Annotated in this window: 13 protein-coding genes; 6 read left to right on the top strand and 7 right to left on the bottom strand. The window is 65.7% G+C overall.

The genetic code is table 11. The features are described from left to right. The 6 genes from ASG86_RS04800 to glyA are packed head-to-tail and all read right to left on the bottom strand — an operon-like array spanning position 1 to position 7,989. Positions 1-1,416, bottom strand: a complete 1,416-nt coding sequence (locus tag ASG86_RS04800; protein WP_056331007.1) for an L-serine ammonia-lyase — start codon at positions 1,414-1,416, stop codon at positions 1-3. Beyond that, entirely contained in the window at positions 1,416-2,066 is a 651-nt protein-coding gene (locus ASG86_RS04805; RefSeq protein ID WP_056331009.1) for a sarcosine oxidase subunit gamma, read from the bottom strand. The genes ASG86_RS04800 and ASG86_RS04805 overlap by 1 nt, the downstream gene beginning before the upstream one ends. Further along, on the bottom strand, positions 2,059-5,001 hold the full coding sequence (locus tag ASG86_RS04810; protein ID WP_056331012.1) for a sarcosine oxidase subunit alpha family protein: 2,943 nt from the start codon (positions 4,999-5,001) through the stop codon (positions 2,059-2,061). Before ASG86_RS04810 ends, ASG86_RS04805 begins: the two co-directional genes overlap by 8 nt. Then, a complete protein-coding gene (locus ASG86_RS04815) occupies positions 4,998-5,402 on the bottom strand; it encodes a sarcosine oxidase subunit delta (protein ID WP_056331015.1) in 405 nt (134 codons plus the stop codon). Before ASG86_RS04815 ends, ASG86_RS04810 begins: the two co-directional genes overlap by 4 nt. Before the next feature lie 29 nt (positions 5,403-5,431). After that, entirely contained in the window at positions 5,432-6,652 is a 1,221-nt protein-coding gene (locus tag ASG86_RS04820; protein WP_056331017.1) for a sarcosine oxidase subunit beta family protein, read from the bottom strand. After that, the gene (gene glyA / locus ASG86_RS04825) at positions 6,649-7,989 is read right to left on the bottom strand and encodes a serine hydroxymethyltransferase (protein WP_056331020.1); all 1,341 of its coding nucleotides are present in this window, start codon (positions 7,987-7,989) and stop codon (positions 6,649-6,651) included. Before glyA ends, ASG86_RS04820 begins: the two co-directional genes overlap by 4 nt. Before the next feature lie 134 nt (positions 7,990-8,123). Between glyA and ASG86_RS04830 the strand changes: the two genes are divergently transcribed. Then, positions 8,124-8,783 carry a GntR family transcriptional regulator gene (locus tag ASG86_RS04830; protein ID WP_082566672.1) on the top strand — a complete coding sequence of 220 codons (660 nt, stop codon included), beginning with the start codon at positions 8,124-8,126 and terminating at the stop codon, positions 8,781-8,783. Between the two features lie 20 nt (positions 8,784-8,803). Here the strand turns inward: ASG86_RS04830 and ASG86_RS04835 are convergent, their stop codons facing one another. Further along, positions 8,804-9,904 (bottom strand): ROK family protein, encoded by a 1,101-nt coding sequence (locus tag ASG86_RS04835; protein WP_235565099.1) that lies wholly within the window; start codon positions 9,902-9,904, stop codon positions 8,804-8,806. Positions 9,905-10,101: 197 nt separating this feature from the next. Between ASG86_RS04835 and ASG86_RS04840 the strand changes: the two genes are divergently transcribed. The 5 genes from ASG86_RS04840 (at position 10,102) to ASG86_RS04860 (ending at position 17,105) form a co-directional block, all read left to right on the top strand. Next, positions 10,102-11,376 carry an ABC transporter substrate-binding protein gene (locus ASG86_RS04840; protein WP_235565100.1) on the top strand — a complete coding sequence of 425 codons (1,275 nt, stop codon included), beginning with the start codon at positions 10,102-10,104 and terminating at the stop codon, positions 11,374-11,376. A gap of 39 nt (positions 11,377-11,415) precedes the next feature. Further along, positions 11,416-12,354: a carbohydrate ABC transporter permease gene (locus ASG86_RS04845; RefSeq protein WP_056331033.1), complete on the top strand. Its 939-nt coding sequence runs from the start codon at positions 11,416-11,418 to the stop codon at positions 12,352-12,354. Further along, positions 12,351-13,241 carry a carbohydrate ABC transporter permease gene (locus ASG86_RS04850; protein ID WP_056331035.1) on the top strand — a complete coding sequence of 297 codons (891 nt, stop codon included), beginning with the start codon at positions 12,351-12,353 and terminating at the stop codon, positions 13,239-13,241. The genes ASG86_RS04845 and ASG86_RS04850 overlap by 4 nt, the downstream gene beginning before the upstream one ends. 47 nt (positions 13,242-13,288) lie before the next feature. Then, complete coding sequence (locus ASG86_RS04855) at positions 13,289-15,007, top strand: glycoside hydrolase family 13 protein (protein ID WP_056331077.1); 1,719 nt, start codon at positions 13,289-13,291, stop codon at positions 15,005-15,007. 190 nt (positions 15,008-15,197) lie between these two features. Beyond that, complete coding sequence (locus ASG86_RS04860; protein ID WP_056331038.1) at positions 15,198-17,105, top strand: amylosucrase; 1,908 nt, start codon at positions 15,198-15,200, stop codon at positions 17,103-17,105. The last annotated feature ends 120 nt before the right edge of the window (positions 17,106-17,225 follow it).

Below are 17,225 nucleotides of genomic sequence, written 5' to 3' on the forward strand. Positions count from 1 at the left end.
TCAGCACTCGATCACATTCACGGCGAGGCCTCCTCGGGAGGTTTCCTTGTACTTGGTTTTCATGTCGGCTCCGGTGTCGCGCATGGTCTTGATCGCCTTGTCCAGCGAGACCTTGTGGCTGCCGTCCCCGTGCAGGGCCAGCCGGGCCGCGTTGATCGCCTTCACGCTGGCGATCGCGTTCCGCTCGATGCACGGGATCTGTACCAGGCCGCCCACCGGATCACAGGTGAGGCCCAGATTGTGCTCGATCCCCACCTCTGCGGCGTTTTCCACCTGCGCGGGCGTTCCGCCGAGCACTTCGCAGAGCCCGGCCGCCGCCATCGAGCAGGCGGAGCCCACCTCACCCTGGCAGCCCACTTCGGCGCCGGAGATGGAGGCGTTCGTCTTGAAGAGGATTCCGACGGCGGCCGCCGCCAGCAGGAAGCGGACCACACCATCGTCGTCGGCTCCCGGAACAAACTTGATGTAGTAGTGCAGCACGGCCGGCACGATTCCGGCCGCCCCGTTGGTGGGCGCGGTGACGATCCGGCCGCCGGCCGCGTTCTCCTCGTTCACGGCGAGAGCGAACAGGTTGACCCATTCCATCGCCAGCAGCGGGTCCGCCGGCGCCTGGACGGGCGACGGCGTTGCTGCCGCGGCTTCGGCGCTTGCCGCGGAGGCGGTCAGGGTGCGGAACAGTGACGGCGCCCGCCGGGTAACCTTCAGGCCGCCCGGCAGGATGCCTTCGGCGTTGCAGCCGTTCTCCACGCATTCGCGCATGACGGCCCACAGGCCCATGAGTTTCTCCCGCAGTTCCGCTTCGCTGTGCCAGATGAGCTCGTTGGCCAACATGACGTCGGAGATGGACATGCCTTCCCGGCTGCAGATCTGCAGCAGCTCATCGGCGGTGGAGAACGGATAGGGCAGGACGGTGTCATCCGGCACCACTTTGTCCGCGCCCGCCGCGTCCCCGTCCACCACGAAGCCGCCCCCAATGGAATAGAAGCTCCGTTCGCTCAGAACGGCTCCGGTGTGGTCCAGCGCGCGGAAGGTCATCCCGTTCGGGTGCGCCGGAAGGGACTTGCGCCGGTGGAGCACCACGTCCTCTTCCCAGTTGAAGTCCACCCGGTGGGAGCCGGCAACGTGCAGCTCGGCGTTCAGCGCGGCAGCCGCCACCTGGTCATCCGCCGTGAAGGTGTTCACCGTTTCGGGTTCCAGGCCCTGCAGCCCCAGGACCACCGCCTTGTCCGAGCCGTGGCCCCGCCCCGTGGCGCCCAGGGAACCGAAAAGTTCCGACTGGACGCGCACCGTGGAGGCCAGCTGGCCGTCGCCCTTCAACCCGTCCGCGAAGAGCTTGGCCGCCCGCATCGGGCCCACCGTGTGTGACGACGAGGGCCCGATGCCAACAGAGAACAGGTCAAGGACGCTGAGCGCCATCAGGGGACCTCTGGCGAGGCGTACTCCCGCATGGCGTCCAGCAGCCACCGGCCCAGGAACTCGGCGAAGGATGCCCGGGGGAAGATCCGGAAGGACTCCTCCCCCGTCTTCCACAGGATGGCCGGGATGTTGGCGATCTCCGTGGAGAAGGCGGTGCCGGCCTTGAACACCCGGGGGTGCAGGTCCAGCGAGTTGCCCTTTTCCAGGACGTCGCGGGCCCTGGGGCCGGTCAGTTCGAACGTGGTCCGGTTGGCGGAGAGGTCCACCACCTGGCCCGCGTTGCCGCCCAGTGCGTCCCGCAGCGCGGGGATCAGGCCGCCGCCCAGGGATTCGTGTGCTTCAGTGGGTGCCACCACCAGGAATTCGCCCGGGCCCAGCCAGAGAACGGAGGTGTCGCCGCTGCCTGCCACGGCACCGGATGCGGCGGGAAGGCCGCCGGTGACAGCGGCGAGGCGCTGTGCCGTGTCCGATCCGGCCGAGGCCCGGAGCCCCACCATGGTGAGGAAGGGCAGCTCGGAAAGCTCAACGGTGCCGGCCAGGGAGCCGGCCGCGAACGCTTCGGCGAGCTGTTTGGCGGGGCTGACTCGGGCGGCGAGGTTCTTGTCTGCGGCGGTCTTGGCGGAGATCGGGGATGCTGCTGTTTCAGCCATCTTTACGGGTCCCTTCAGGGTCAAAAAGCACTGTTTCTGCAACAACCACGTCAACCAGCTGGTCGCCGGCGGCGGCCACCAGGGTTTCGCCGATGCGGTTGCGGCCGTTCTTGATCAGGGCCAGGCCGAAGGACCTGCCCAGGGCTGCGCTGTGGTAGCTGGAGGTGACAAAGCCTTCCATCGGCACCGGCCCGTAGGCCGGGTTCGTGGAGCGGCCCTTTTCCACCAGCTGGGTGCCTTCGGGGAGCCGGAGCGACCCGTCAACGGGAAGGACGCTCACCAGGTGCTTGCGGTCCTCGCGCTGGGCGTCGGCCCTGGAGTAGGAGCGCTTGCCGATGAAGTCCTTGGCCTTGGAGACGATCCACTCCATGCCCGCGTCCTGAGGGGTGACGGTGCCGTCCGTGTCCTGGCCGACGATCGGGTAGCCCTTCTCGGCGCGGAGGACGTGCATGGTTTCCGTGCCGTAGGGGGTGATGTTGAACTCGGCACCCGCGGCAGCAACGGCTTCCCAGGTGTTCAGTCCGTACCAGGCCGGAATGTTGATTTCGTAGGCCAGCTCACCGGAGAACGAGATCCGGCAGATCCGGGCGCGCACGCCGGAGGCGAGAGTGGTTTCGCGGAAGGTCATGAACGGGAACGCTTCGGCATCCAGCCCACCGTTGGCTGCCAGTTCCGGGGCTACCTTGGCGATGACCTCGCGGGACTTGGGGCCGACGACGGCGATGGTGCTCCACTGCTCCGTCACCGAGGTGCACTGCACGTCCAGCTCCGGCCACTCGGTCTGCAGCCATTCCTCCAGCCAGTCCAGGACCTTCGCGGCGCCGCCGGTGGTGGTGGTCATGAAGTAGGTGTCATCGTCCACGCGGAGGGTCACGCCGTCGTCGAAAATCATCCCGTCCGGCGTGCACATGACGCCGTAGCGTGCCGAACCGGGGGCGAGCTTCTTGAACGCGTTGGTGTAGACGCGGTTCAGGAACTCCCCCGCGTCCTTGCCGCGGATTTCGATCTTGCCCAGGGTGGTGGCGTCCATGAAGCCAACGGACTCGCGCACGGCGGCGCATTCGCGCAGCACGGCGGCGTCCATGTCCTCCCCGTCCTGCGGGTAGAACCAGGGCCGCTTCCACTGTCCAACGTCCTCGAACAGGGCGCCTTTGGCCACGTGCCAGGGGTGGATGGATGTGATGCGGGCGGGGTCGAACAGTTCGCCGCGCTGGCGTCCGGCCAGTGCCGCGAAGGCCACGGGGGTGAACGGTGCACGGTACGTGGTGGTGCCGATGTCGCCGATGCCGCGGGATGCCTCCCCGGCCGTACGGAGGGCCGCCGCGATCACGCCGATGGCGTTGACGCCGGAGGTCTTGCCCTGATCGTTGGCGGTGCTGATGGAGGTGTACCGCTTGATGTGCTCCACGGAACGCATGCCTGCCCCGGTGGAGCGCAGCACGTCGGCTACGGACTGGTCGCGCTGGAAGTCCACGAAGTGGTGGTGCCAGTCGTCCGGGGTGCCGTTCTCCCCCGGCACCAGCCAGAGCTGGCGGGTGGGGGCGGCTGCCTTCGGTTCGGCGAGCGGGGAGGGTTCGATGGCGGACGCGAAGCCCGCGGCGATGGCCGCCTTTGCGCCGGCGGAGATGCCCTCGGCAAGGCAGTCGGCGGTGGCGAAGGAACCGCGGCCGGAGCCGATGGTCTGCTGGCTGGGAACTTCGGTGCTGGGCACGAAGGCGGCCAGTTCGTCGTCCCAGCGCAGCTTGCCCTGCCGCTGCGAGTGAAGGTGGACCAGCGGGCTCCACCCGCCGGACACAGCCAGCAGGTCGCAGGCGATCTGCTCGACGCCCGAGGTGAGTTCGCCGTCGTCGTTAATACTGCGGACGGTGACGCCGGCCAACCGGCCTGTGGAATCGGCGGAGGTGTTGGCCACCGCGCTGCCGATCAGCACCCGGATCCCGGATTCGACGGCCGCAGTTGCCGCGGCGGTCAGGGCGGGACGGGCGTCCACCACGGCGGCAACCTTGACGCCTGCGGCGGCGAGGTCAGCTGCCACGGAGTAGGCGCTGTCGTTGGTGGTGCTGATGACCACGTGCTTTCCGGCGGCCACCGCGTACCGGTTGAGGTAGGTGCGGACGGCCGAGGCGAGCATGATGCCGGGACGGTCGTTGTTCTCGAACACCAGGGGTCGTTCGTGCGCGCCGGGGGCCAGGACCACCTGGTTGGCACGGATGTGCCAAATCCGCTGGCGGGACACACCCGGCGCAGCAGGGCTGGTGAGGTGGTCGGTGCGGTTCTGGACGGCGATGACGTAGTTGGCGTCGTAGGCGCCGAACGCGGTGGTGCGGTTCAGGACAGTCGATTCCGCGCCGGACACGAGCTCCGCCTCGACATCGGCAACCCATTCCAGGGCCGGCTTGCCCTCGATGGTCTCGGCCAGGCCGGGAGCCGTGGAACCGGAGAGCAGCGAGCCGCCGAGTTCGGGCTGGTCATCGAGCAGCATGACCCGGGCGCCGGTGCGGACGGCTTCGCGGGCCGCGGCGAGGCCGGCGGGGCCGCCGCCGATCACCAGGACGTCGGTGTGGACATACTTCTTGTCGTACTCCGCGCGGTCATCCTCCGGATCCAGCTTGCCCAGCCCGTTCAGCAGGGTGGCCTGCAGCCCGTCCACCAGTGAGACGGTGGTGGCGGGGAGCATGGATTCGGCCACGTGGCCGGGGAACCGGGCCTCCACGCGGACCAGGGCGTTGGCTTCCTCCACCCCGGCGGACATGATGCCGCGGGCACGGTCTTCGTAGAGGGAGTTGCCGGCGGCGATGCGGCCGTTGGCCAGCAGGGCCGAGGCCAGGGTGTCGCCGGGGTGGCCGGTGAACTCCTCGCCGTCGAGCGTGAAGCGCCAGGAGATGGTGCGGTCGATGCGGCCGCCGGTTGCCAGGCGGGCGTTCTGCGAAGTCACTTGGTCGCTCCTTCCGGGGCGGTGGTGCTCTGGATGCTCGTGGTGGAAATGCTGGGTCCGGCGCTTCCCGTGGTGGTGCTGTCAGGGGCGGTGCTGGCGGTCCCGGTTTCGGGTGCTCCGTCCCGGGAGCTGTCCGGCCGCGGCACTCCCATCGGATAGACGGCCTGGATGTCATAGGTCACGGTGTCGCGGAGCATGTTGAACCACTGGCGGCAGCCGGTGCTGTGGACCCAGCGCTCGGCGAAGATGCCCTTGGGGTTCTCGCGGTAGAAGAGGTAGCGGGACCATTCGGTGTCGCTCAGCTCGTACGGGTTCTCCGGGTACGGGACATGGGCCTGGCCACCGTAGTGGAATTCGGTTTCGTCCCGCGGGCCGCAGTTGGGGCATGGGATCAGCAGCATGTGCGTTAGTCCTTTTCTGGTGGCGGCGGCTAGTGGGCCACGGCGGCGGCGCCGTGTTCGTCGATCAGGGCGCCGGTTTCGAAGCGTTCCAGCGAGAACGGCTTGTTCAGCGCGTGCGGGGCGCCGGTGGCGATGGTGTGCGCGAAGGTGAGGCCGGCGGCGGGGGTGCCCTTGAACCCGCCGGTTCCCCAGCCGCAGTTCACGAACATGTTCTCCACCGGGGTCAGGCCCACGATCGGGGACGCGTCCAGGGTGGTGTCCACGATCCCGCCCCAGGTCCGGAGCACGTGGGCCCGGGCAAAGATGGGGAAGAGCTCGACGGCGGCCGCCATCTGCTGCTCGATCACGTGGAAGGAGCCGCGCTGGCCGTAGCCGTTGTAGGAGTCAACGCCGGCGCCCATGACCAGTTCGCCCTTGTGGGCCTGGGAGACGTAGACGTGGACGTGGTTGGACATGACCACGGTGGGGTGGACGGGCTCGTGCAGTTCGGACACCAGGGCCTGCAGCGGGTGGGACTGGATGGGCAGCTGGAAACCTGCCATCTCGGCCAGGACCGAGCTGTGGCCGGCGGCGGCCAGGCCCACCTTCTCGGTGTTGATGGTGCCGCGGTTGGTCTTGACGCCCACCACGCGGTTGCCGTCCTTGAGGAAGCCGGTGACCTCGCAGTTCTGGATGATGTCCACGCCCATTTCGTCGCACTTGCGGGCGAAGGCCCAGGCCACGTGGTCGTGCTTGGCGATGCCGGCGCGCGGCTGGTAGGTGGCGCCCATGACGGGGTAGCGGATGTTGTCGCGGATGTTCAGGATGGGGCAGAGTTCCTTGACCTGCTGCGGGTCCAGCCATTCGGCGTCCACGCCGTTGAGTTTGTTGGCGCCCACGCGACGGATGCTTTCGCGGACATCGCCCAGGGTGTGGGCCAGGTTCATCACGCCGCGCTGGCTGAAGAGGAAGTCGTATTCGAGTTCCTCGGGCAGGATCTCCCAGAGTTTGAGGGCGTGCTCGTAGATGGCCGCGCTCTCGTCCCAGAGGTAGTTGGAGCGGATGATGGTGGTGTTGCGGGCCATGTTGCCGCCGGCCAGCCAGCCCTTTTCCAGGACGGCGATGTTGGTCATGCCGTGGTTCTTGGCCAGGAAGTAGGCGGTGGCCAGGCCGTGCCCACCGCCGCCCACGATCACGGCGTCGTAGGAGGACTTGGGTTCCGGGTTCCGCCAGAGGAAGTCCGGGTGCTCGGGGAGGAGGTCTGCGCTCACTGGGCTGCTCCAATCAGGTCTGCTTCAGCTTCGGCCAGGCCGGCGTCGGCTGAGAGGTGCGGGTAAAGGGGGAACTTGTCAGCCAGGGCCGTCACACGGTTGCGGAGTTCCACGGCGGTGTCCCCGGGCAGGGTGCCCGTGCCGGCCGATGCGATCAGTGCGGTGGCAATGATGTCAGCAACCTCGGTGAATTCGGCGGCGCCGAAGCCGCGGGCGGCCAGGGCGGGGGTGCCGATCCGGAGGCCGGAGGAGACCATCGGCGGGCGGGGGTCGAACGGTACGGCGTTCCGGTTGACGGTGATGCCGATCCGGTGGAGGGCGTCCTCGCCCTGCTGGCCGTCGAGTTCGGAGTTCCGCAGGTCCACCAGGACCAGATGGACATCCGTGCCGCCGTTCACTACGGAGATGCCGGCGGCCTGGACGTCGTCCTGGAGGAGGCGTTCGGCCAGCAGCTTGGCGCCCTGCAGGACCCGTTCCTGGCGTTCCTTGAATTCAGGGGCTGCGGCGAGCTTGAAGGCCACGGCCTTGGCGGCGATGACGTGCTCCAGCGGACCGCCCTGCTGGCCGGGGAACACGGCGCTGTTGATCTTCTTGGCGTATTCCTCCTTGGCCAGGATCACACCGCCGCGGGGTCCGCCCAGGGTCTTGTGGGTGGTGGTGGTGACCACGTCCGCGTACGGGACGGGGTTGGGGTGCAGGCCTGCGGCAACGAGACCGGCGAAGTGGGCCATGTCCACCATGAGGTAGGCGCCCACGAGATCGGCGATGCGCCGGAATTCGGCGAAGTCCAGCTGGCGGGAGTAGGCGGACCAGCCGGCCACGATCAGCTTGGGCTTGTGTTCCAGGGCCAGGGCTTCCACCTCGGCCATGTCCACGCGGAGGTCGGATTCGCGGACGTGGTAGGGCACCACGTTGTAGAGCTTGCCGGAGAAGTTGATCTTCATGCCGTGGGTGAGGTGGCCGCCGTGGGCCAGCGAGAGGCCCAGGATGGTGTCGCCGGGGTTCAGCAGCGCGAACATGGCGGCGGCGTTGGCCTGGGCGCCGGAGTGCGGCTGCACGTTGGCGAATTCGGCGCCGAACAGTGCCTTCACGCGGTCGATGGCGAGCTGCTCGATCACATCGACGTGCTCGCAGCCGCCGTAGTAGCGCTTGCCCGGGTAGCCCTCGGCGTACTTGTTGGTGAGCACCGAGCCCTGGGCTTCCATCACGGATGACGGAGCGAAGTTCTCTGAGGCAATCATTTCCAGGGTGGACTGCTGGCGGTGCAGTTCCTGTGCCACAGCGGCGGCGACGTCGGCGTCTACCGTGGCGAGCGAGGCGTTGAGTACGTCCTGCATTGTTCTCCTTTTGAGCCCTTGGGAGTTACTGATCCATAACTGATCTGTAACTGATATACTAGAACTGACGCAATAGTATGTTGTAGATCACGCGGCAGTCAATAGCTACCTTGGGAGAGCTGGCAATGAGCGTAATGACAGAGAACCAATTGGCCGGAGAAGGCGAGCTCTCGCTTGCGGAGCAGGCCTACCGGCACCTTCGCGATCGCCTGATCATGCTGGACATCCGGCCGGGTGAGGCGATCAACGACGGCAAGCTCGCCGCCGAGCTGGGGATCGGCCGCACGCCGGTCCGGGAAGCGCTCAAGCGCCTGGAAGGCGACCACCTCGTGGTGTCATACCCACGCCGCGGAACGTTCGCCACCGTCGTTGACATCACCGAGCTTGCGGACGTCTCGGAACTGCGCGAGTCGCTGGAACCCCTGGCCGCCCGCCGGGCCGCCAAGCTCGCCACTCCTGCCCTGCGCAAGGAGATCAGGGAAACCGCGGCGGCCATTGCGGACATGGGTGATGAGGACGACCCCTATGACCTCATGCGGTACGACATCAAAGTCCACCGCCTGATCTACCGGGCGGCCGCCAATACGCATCTCGAGGACGTCCTGATCCGGTACGACAACCTGGCCACCCGCATCTGGTGCATGGTGCTGGAGAAGGTGCCGTCCGTGGCGGCGCACATCGCCGAGCACGTGGAACTGCTGGAAGCAGTGGCCGACGGCGATTCGGACCGGGCGGGCAAGCTCGCCCTTGAGCACGTGACCAGTTTCGAACAGGCCATCCGCAGCGTCCTGTAGGTTCCAGGGCCGTCCTGGGGTCAGGAACCGACGGGCCGGGGGATGAACCCCGAAGGTTCGCGCCTGATCCTTAGCAGTGCCGACTCGATAGCACCCTTGACGACGGCTTCCGCCCCGAGGGTGCTCGCCACGAGTTCCGGCAGCGGTAGGCCGGAATTCCTGGGCAGCAGGCTGCGGGCGTGTTCCAGGACAGGTTCGATCGCGCGTGAAATCGCACCCGCGATGACGACGCGCTCGATGTCGAGAAGGCTGGAGAGCACTTCCGCGATCCGCGCCAGCCGCACGCCGAGCCGGGCAATAATTTCCCGCGCCAGCGGATCTCCCCCGCCGGCGGCCCGAAAGACATCTTCAGCGCTGATGTCCCCTTCGGGTATATTGCGCAGAACCGTTGTTCCATCAAAGGAATGGATGCCCGCGCGTGCCCACTTCCGCGCAAGGGCGCCAAACCCGTCCGAGCCTCCCTCGTCCGGCACGAACTTGCTGTCAAGCGCATCCAGGAACCGCATCTCGCCGGCGCCGCCCTGCCGGCCGCGAAGCAGAGACCCATCGACAATCAGGCCGGCACCAAACCGCTCTCCCGACAGCAAGGTGGCCACGTTGGCTGACGGCTCCTGTGCCTGCTCAGCTATTGCGGCGAGATTCGCGTCGTTTTCGACGATGACATCGCCCCAAAGATGCCCGGCGAATCCCGAATTCATTAACTGCCAGAATTCCCCTCCCACGGGGGACTGGCCGTTGGCGTCGATCGGCGCCGGGACTCCGACGGCTGTCAGCAGGACATCTTCCGGGGTGCGTGAAACATCCTCGAGAGTCAGGCGGATCAGCTCCCGTGCGCTCGCGACGCGGCCGGAGCGTCCGAGTGCATGCGAATCAATTCCCTGGCGGCGCTTGCCCAGTTCGCGGCCGCGCAGGTCGGCGACGATGGTCGTGTAGTAGCCCTCCCCGGCGTCCAGACCCACCACCACACCGGCAGCTTCGCGCAGCTGATACCGCCGCGCCGGCCTGCCCTTGAGCCTGCCGGCGTCCGCGCGCGTGTCATTGAATTCCTCCAGCCAGCCGGCGTCAACCAGACCGTCACAAACCCCAAGCACCGTGGCACGTGTCAGTCCGGTCGCAGCCATGGCCTCTCCTGCCGTGAATACCTGTTCCTGCAGGGCAAAGCGCAACAGTGCCTCTGAGTTGATCTGCCGTAACAGTTGGGTCGAGCTCGCCGTAATTCCGTCCACCCCTTGACGATAGACCCTGCGTCCCCCATCCTCGTATAGGACCTAAATATAAGATCCATATAAATTCTCAGAGAGCCCATGAGGAGCCGACGTTGCCACCTTTGCCGCCCGCCGGGAGACCACTCTCCCGACGCACCTTCCTCGCTGCTGCCGGAGGTGCGCTCACCGCTTTCGGATTGGCCGGCTGCGCCCCGTCCGGTACTGCGCCGACCATCACGTTCCACCAGTCAAAACCGGAGGCAGTTCCCTACTTTCGGGACCTGGCTGCCAAGTTCACCGCCTCACAGGACCGCGTCCGTGTCCTGCATGACATGGCCACGAATCTCTCTGCCAGCTTCGTCCGCAGCAGTCCCCCTGATCTCGGATGCCTCAACTACAACCTGGAAATGGCCCGGTTCATGGAGCGCGGGGCGCTCTCGGATCTTTCAGACCTCCCGGCCGCGGCTTCCATCCGTGACGATGTCCTCGACCTCACCAACTGGTACCCAACTTATGAGGGCCGCACCAGCGTGATCCCCTACTCGGTCATGGCGGCTTCGGTGATCTACAACCGCCGCATCTTCGAAAAGAACGGACTCGCCGTCCCTACGACCTGGGATGAGCTGATCGAGGTATGCGAGCGGCTCAAGGCAGCCGGCATCACCCCGATCTACGGCACCTTCCGTGATCCCTGGACGGTGGCACAGGGTTTGTTCGACTACACGGTGGGCGGAATGATCAACGTGCGTGGCTTCTATAAGTCAATGCACGCCGCTGGCGCGAACGTGGGACCGGACTCGGAAGTGTCGTTCCAGAAGACGCTGCTTGAGCCGGTGAAGCGCATGGTCGAGCTGACCAAGTACGTCAATCCCGATGCCGCGAGCCGCGGCTACGGAGACGGCAATACCGCCATGGCGCAGGGCCAGGCAGCCATGTACTTCCAGGGACCGTGGGCCTTCGGGGAGATCGAGAAGGCCGGCAAGGACCTGGATCTGGGAACCTTCCCGCTGCCCATGACCGGTGATCCCGCCGATCTGAAGGTCCGGGTCAACATCGACCTCTCGCTTTGGGTACCCGAGGTGGCCAACGGGCAGCAGGGAGCCCGCGACTTTCTTCAGTACCTCATGCAGCCGGAGATCCAGAACCCTTACAACGCCAAATTCCTGGGTTTCGGCACCACCAAAGATGCACCGCCGGTAACCGACCCCCGCATCGTTGAGATGCAGAAGTACTACGACGAAGGCCGCTTCTACATGGGTGCCTCGCAGTTCATTCCGAACTCCATCCCGGCGGCGAACTACATCCAGTCGATCATCGGCGGTGCCGATGCCGAGGGCACGCTGCGCAGGATGGACGCCGACTGGGCGCGCCTGGCGTTCCGCGCATAACCACACTTTTCGATTCACAGCATGAAACGAGGACCATCCATGTCATCAATGACGAGACCTTCCATCAGGGCGGAGGTGACGCCACCACCCGCAACCGCAGCGGCAAGGGCAGGCAGGAGCCGCGTCGATCCGCTCTACTACGTCTTCCTGTTGCCCTCCCTGGTGATCTTCACGCTCGCCGTCACGCTGCCTGCCGTGCTCGGGTTCATCTACAGCTTCACGAACTCCGTGGGCTTCGGTGACTTCGATTTCATCGGCGTCCGGAACTTCATCGCGGTGTTCCGCGATGAAGGCGTCCTGGGCGCTTACGGCTTCACACTCACCTTTTCGCTCGTCACGGTCATCGTCGTGAACGCCGCGGCCTTCCTCCTGGCCCTGGGCCTGACGTCCCGCGTGCGGTTCCGTGCTGCGCTGCGCACGGTATTCGTCATCCCGATGGTGATCTCCGGCATCGTCATCGCCTTCGTTTTCCAGTACCTCTTCTCGAACTCGCTGCCCCTGTTCGGCCAAAGCACCGGCATAGAGCCGCTGGCCACCAGCCTCCTGGCCAACCCCAACCTCGCGTGGCTTGCGATCGTCTTCGTCACGGCCTGGCAGTCCATTCCGAGTGCCATGCTGATCTACATCGCGGGGCTCCTCACGGTCCCTCCCGAGGTTTACGAGGCGAGTTCCATCGACGGGGCATCGCCCTGGCAGAACCTGCGGCACATCACCCTGCCCCTCATTGCCGGATATGCCGTGATCAATACGGTCCTTGGCTTCAAGAACTACCTCAACGCCTACGACATCATCATCGGCCTTACCGACGGCGGTCCAGGCGTCGCCACACGGAGCGTCGCCATGTCGATCTTCCGCGGCTTCGAGGGCGGCGACTATGCCTACCAGATGGCCAATGCAGTGATCTTCTTCCTCATCAGCATCGTCATCGCACTCATCCAGCTTCGCTTCACCCGTGGCAAAGGAGGGATCGCAGCATGAGCAGCGCACCCAGCACCATCCCCGTAAAACCCGTCGCGGCAGGAAAGGGACAGCGGATCCCCGCCGGCCCGGAACGTACCCAGTGGCCCGCCACCATCATCCTCATCGTTTGCACGCTCAGTGTGCTCGTCCCGCTGTATGTCACCATCAGCATGGCATTCAAAACCACTGGCCAGGCCGTGGACGGCAACGCCTTCTCACTGCCAAGCCCGCTGACCTTCGACAGCTTTGCCCAGGCGTGGACGCTCACGAACTTCCCCCGGGGCTTCGGGATTTCCGTGTTCGTGTCAGTGATCGCCGTTGCAGGCGAAATCATCGTTTCGGCACTGGCGGCCTACGCCATCGTCCGCAACTGGGACCGGCGGCTCTTCCGCTGGTCCTTCTTCTACCTGCTGGCGGCGATGTTCATCCCGTTCCCGGTGGTGGCGCTGCCGCAGATCCAGCTCACCGGCCTCGTCGGGCTCGATAACCCACTGGGCGTGGCCATCCTGCACATCGTTTTTGCCCTGGCATTCAACACCATGCTGTTCACTGCTTTCCTGCGCTCGATCCCCCTGGAGTTGGAGGAAAGCATGCGCATGGACGGCGCCGGAACCTGGCAGGTGTTTTGGAAGCTCATCTTCCCCCTGCTCGGACCAATGAGCGCAACCGTGGGCATCTTCGCCTTCATCGCATCATGGAACGACTTCATGATGCCCTCACTGATCATTTCCGACCCGGAACTGCAGACCATCCCGGTGCTGCAGAAGATCTTCCAGACTCAGTTCAGCAATAGCTACAACGTTGCCTTCGCCTCCTACCTGATGGCCATGGCCCCCGCCATCATCGTTTACCTGTTTACCCAGCGTTGGGTGATGTCCGGCCTTACCCAGGGCGCCGTCAAGTAACTCCTGACCAAAACACCGAACTCCAGATGAAACTGAAGGAACCGATCTTGCCCACCATCACCACCCAGGCAACCCACAGCAATGCCAGCATCATGGCCGACCCCAACTGGTGGCGGCAGGCCGCGGTCTACCAGATCTACCCCCGCAGTTTTGCGGACTCCAACGGGGATGGCATCGGCGACCTGAAGGGTGTCACCGCCAGGATTCCGTACCTGAAGGATCTGGGCATCGACGCCGTCTGGCTGAGCCCGTTCTACCCCTCCGCCCTCGCCGACGGCGGCTATGACGTGGACGACTACCGCAACGTGGATCCCAAGCTGGGCACCCTGGACGACTTCGACGAAATGGCCAACGCCTTAAAGACAGCCGGCATCAAGCTGATCGTGGACATTGTCCCCAACCACTCCTCCAACCGGCACCAGTGGTTCCAGGAAGCCCTCGCCTCGCCCAAAGGCTCCGCAGCGCGCAACCGGTACATCTTCCGTGACGGGCTGGGCGACAATGGCGAGCTGCCGCCGTCGGACTGGGACTCGGTGTTCGGCGGTCCCGCGTGGGAGCGCATCACCGAGCCCGACGGCACCCCGGGGCAGTGGTACATGCACATCTTTGCCAGGGAACAGCCCGACTTCAACTGGGACAACCCCGAAGTCCGCGCAGACTTCCTGAAGACTCTGCGCTTCTGGGCGGACCGGGGCGTGGACGGATTCCGCATCGACGTAGCCCACGCACTGACAAAGAACCTCGAAGAAACCCTGCCCACCAAGGCGGACCTCGAAGCCCAGGGCGAGGCGCTGTATCTTGCAGGACAGCATCCGTATTGGGACCGCGATGACGTTCATGGGATCTACGCCGAATGGCGCCGGCTGTTCAACGAATACAACCCGCCGCGCACCGCCGTCGCCGAAGCCTGGGTGCACGCTGACCGCCGTGCGCGCTACGCCAGCCCGGAGGGTCTTGGCCAGGCCTTCAACTTTGACCTGCTGCAGGCGGACTTCGACGCCGGGCAGTTCCGGACGACCATCGTCAAGAACCTGGCAGAAGCCCAAGCATCAGGCGCTTCGTCCACTTGGGTGTTCTCAAACCACGATGTAGTCCGGCATGCCACGCGCTATGGCCTCCCCGCGTCCGACCCTTCGGCCGGCGGCGAGATCATGGCCGGGCAGGCGGGCAAGCGGTGGCTGCTGGCCGGCGGCAGGCAGGATGACGTCGACGTGGAGCTCGGCCTGCGCCGCGCCCGCGCTGCATCGTTGTTGATGTTCGCCCTTCCAGGTTCGGCATACCTGTACCAGGGCGAGGAACTGGGACTGCAGGAAGTCGGCAGCGAAATCCCCGACTCTGCCCGGCAGGACCCTGCGTTCTTCCGGAACAAGGGCGTGGACATCGGCCGCGACGGCTGCCGGGTCCCCCTGCCATGGACCTCCGGGGGCAGCTCGTTCGGTTTCGGCCCCGGCGGCTCGCACTTGCCGCAGCCGGAATGGTTTGCCGGCAACTCAGTGGAAGCCCAGGAAGGCCAGGAAGATTCAACCCTGTCCCTCTACCGCCGCGCGTTGGCCCTGCGGCGGCAACTCCAAACCGCCGAGACGCTGGAATTGCTGGAAACCGGCAGGGACGATGTCCTTGCTTTCCGTCGCCCCAACGGCTGGACCTCCGTGACGAACTTCGGCACGGAATCCTTCGAACTGCCCTCCGGCAGGCTGTTGGTCTCCAGTTCCCCGTTCAAGGGAGACCTCCTGCCGGGCGCGACCACTGCCTGGATTCAGGCGTAGCACTATCAGGTTGGGGAACCATACCCACCACAGGGCCGGTTGGCCGGGACGATATTCCGCGGAAATGGTCCCGGCCGGCCGTGCCATCCACAACGTATTCCCTCCGTCCCCACCCCTTCGAGTGTGGCGTGGGATACTTCCGTAAAATATCGCCGGAGGAGCCGGCGGGCGTTGGAAAGGGCCGGTCAACATGCAGGGATCCGTTAATGAGGACGAAGAGGCGCGCCGGTCAGTGCTCGCAACACTGGCGCGGGAGCGGGACCTCGGCCTCCATACGGATCCGGACTTCGACCGGCGGCTTGAGGAGCACTTCCCCACGCTTCGCAGTCTCTTCCACTCGCTCTACGGCGCCCGGCAGGACTGGCTGGAACAGTTGTCCGCGCTGGTGGTCCAGAGCGCACGGTCGTGGCAGGAGCGCTCCCCGGAGCTGAAGGCGCTGGACGCCGAACGCGAGGAGACGCCGGAGTGGTTTCAGTCCAACGGGATGCTGGGCGGTGTCTGCTACGTGGACCGCTACGCTGAAAGCCTGGAAGGGGTGCGCAGCCGCATTCCCTACTTCAAGGAACTGGGCCTGACCTACCTGCATCTGATGCCGCTGTTCCTGGCGCCCGAACCGCACTCGGACGGCGGCTACGCGGTGTCCAGCTACCGTGAGGTCAACCCGAAACTGGGCACCATGGACCAGCTCCGGGATCTGGCGGCGGAACTGCGCGCCAACGGGATCAGCCTGGTGGTGGACTTCATCTTCAACCACACCTCGGACGAACATGGGTGGGCGCGGAAGGCTGCCGCGGGCGACCCGGAGTACAGCGATTACTACTGGATATTCCCTGACCGGACCATGCCGGACGCCTTCGAGGCGGACGTGCGCGAAATCTTCCCCGAGAACCACGCCGGATCCTTCATCCAGATGGACGACGGCCGGTGGGTCTGGGCCACGTTCCACACCTACCAGTGGGACCTGAACTACTCCAAGCCGGAGGTCTTCCGGGCCATGGCTGCCGAGATGCTGTTCCTGGCCAACCAGGGCGTGGACATCCTGCGCATGGATGCAGTGGCCTTCATCTGGAAGCAGCTGGGCACCCCCTGCGAAAACCTTCCCCAGGCCCACACGCTGCTCCGGGCCTTCAACGCGGTCTGCCGGCTGGCGGCACCGTCACTGCTGTTCAAGTCCGAGGCCATCGTGCACCCGGACGAGGTGGCGCTGTACATCGACCCCGCAGAATGCCAGCTTTCCTACAACCCCCTGCAGATGGCCCTGATCTGGGAGTCCCTGGCCACCCGGGACGTTTCCCTCCTGTCCCAGGCGCTGGAACGCAGGCACAACATCCCCGACGGCACCGCCTGGGTGAACTACGTCCGCAGCCACGACGACATCGGCTGGACCTTCGCCGATGAGGACGCGGCAGAACTGGGCATCAACGGCTTTGACCACCGCCGCTTCCTGAACTCCTTCTACGTCAACCGGTTCCCGGGCAGCTTCGCGCGCGGCGTCCCGTTCCAGGACAACCCCAAGACGGGTGACTGCCGGATTTCCGGCACGACGGCGTCCCTGTGCGGCATGGAGGTTGACCCGGCTGAGGCGGTGGAACGGATCCTCCTGGCCCATTCGGTGCCGTTCAGCACCGGCGGCATCCCGCTGCTGTACCTGGGCGACGAAGTGGGCCAGGTCAACGACTACTCCTACGCGTCCGAGCCGGGCCACGAGGCGGACAGCCGCTGGGTGCACCGGCCGCACTTCCCCGCCGAACAGTACGCCCGCCGCGACGATCCCACCACCCCGGAAGGCGCCGTGTACGCGGGATTGAAGCGGATGATCGAAGTCCGGGCCGGCACCCCCGAACTGGCAGGAACCGAAATGGTCGATTTCCGCACGAATAACCGCTCGGTGCTGGCCTACCAGCGCCCGGGCGAGGAAGAAAGCATCGTCCTTGCCCTCGCCAACTTCGGCGACTCAGCCCAGACCCTTCCTGCGGAAAACTTTGCCGGTTTCGCTGCCGCCGCCGTCGACCTTCTCTCCGAAGCCACCCTGCAGCTGGACGACGGGGTCACCCTCCTCCCCCGGCAGTACCTCTGGCTGCGCGTCACCCCCGCCTAACCCGCGCTTCCCTGGGGTTAACCTCTGTTGGTGGACACCTGAAGTAGCGGGATCCTTGGATTCTGCGGGAAGGTGTTCTTGTGAGCACGACACGACGTAAATTCACTCCGGAGTATCGGC

The sequence above is a fragment of the Arthrobacter sp. Soil764 genome, from assembly GCF_001428075.1.
GTDB lineage: Bacteria > Actinomycetota > Actinomycetes > Actinomycetales > Micrococcaceae > Arthrobacter.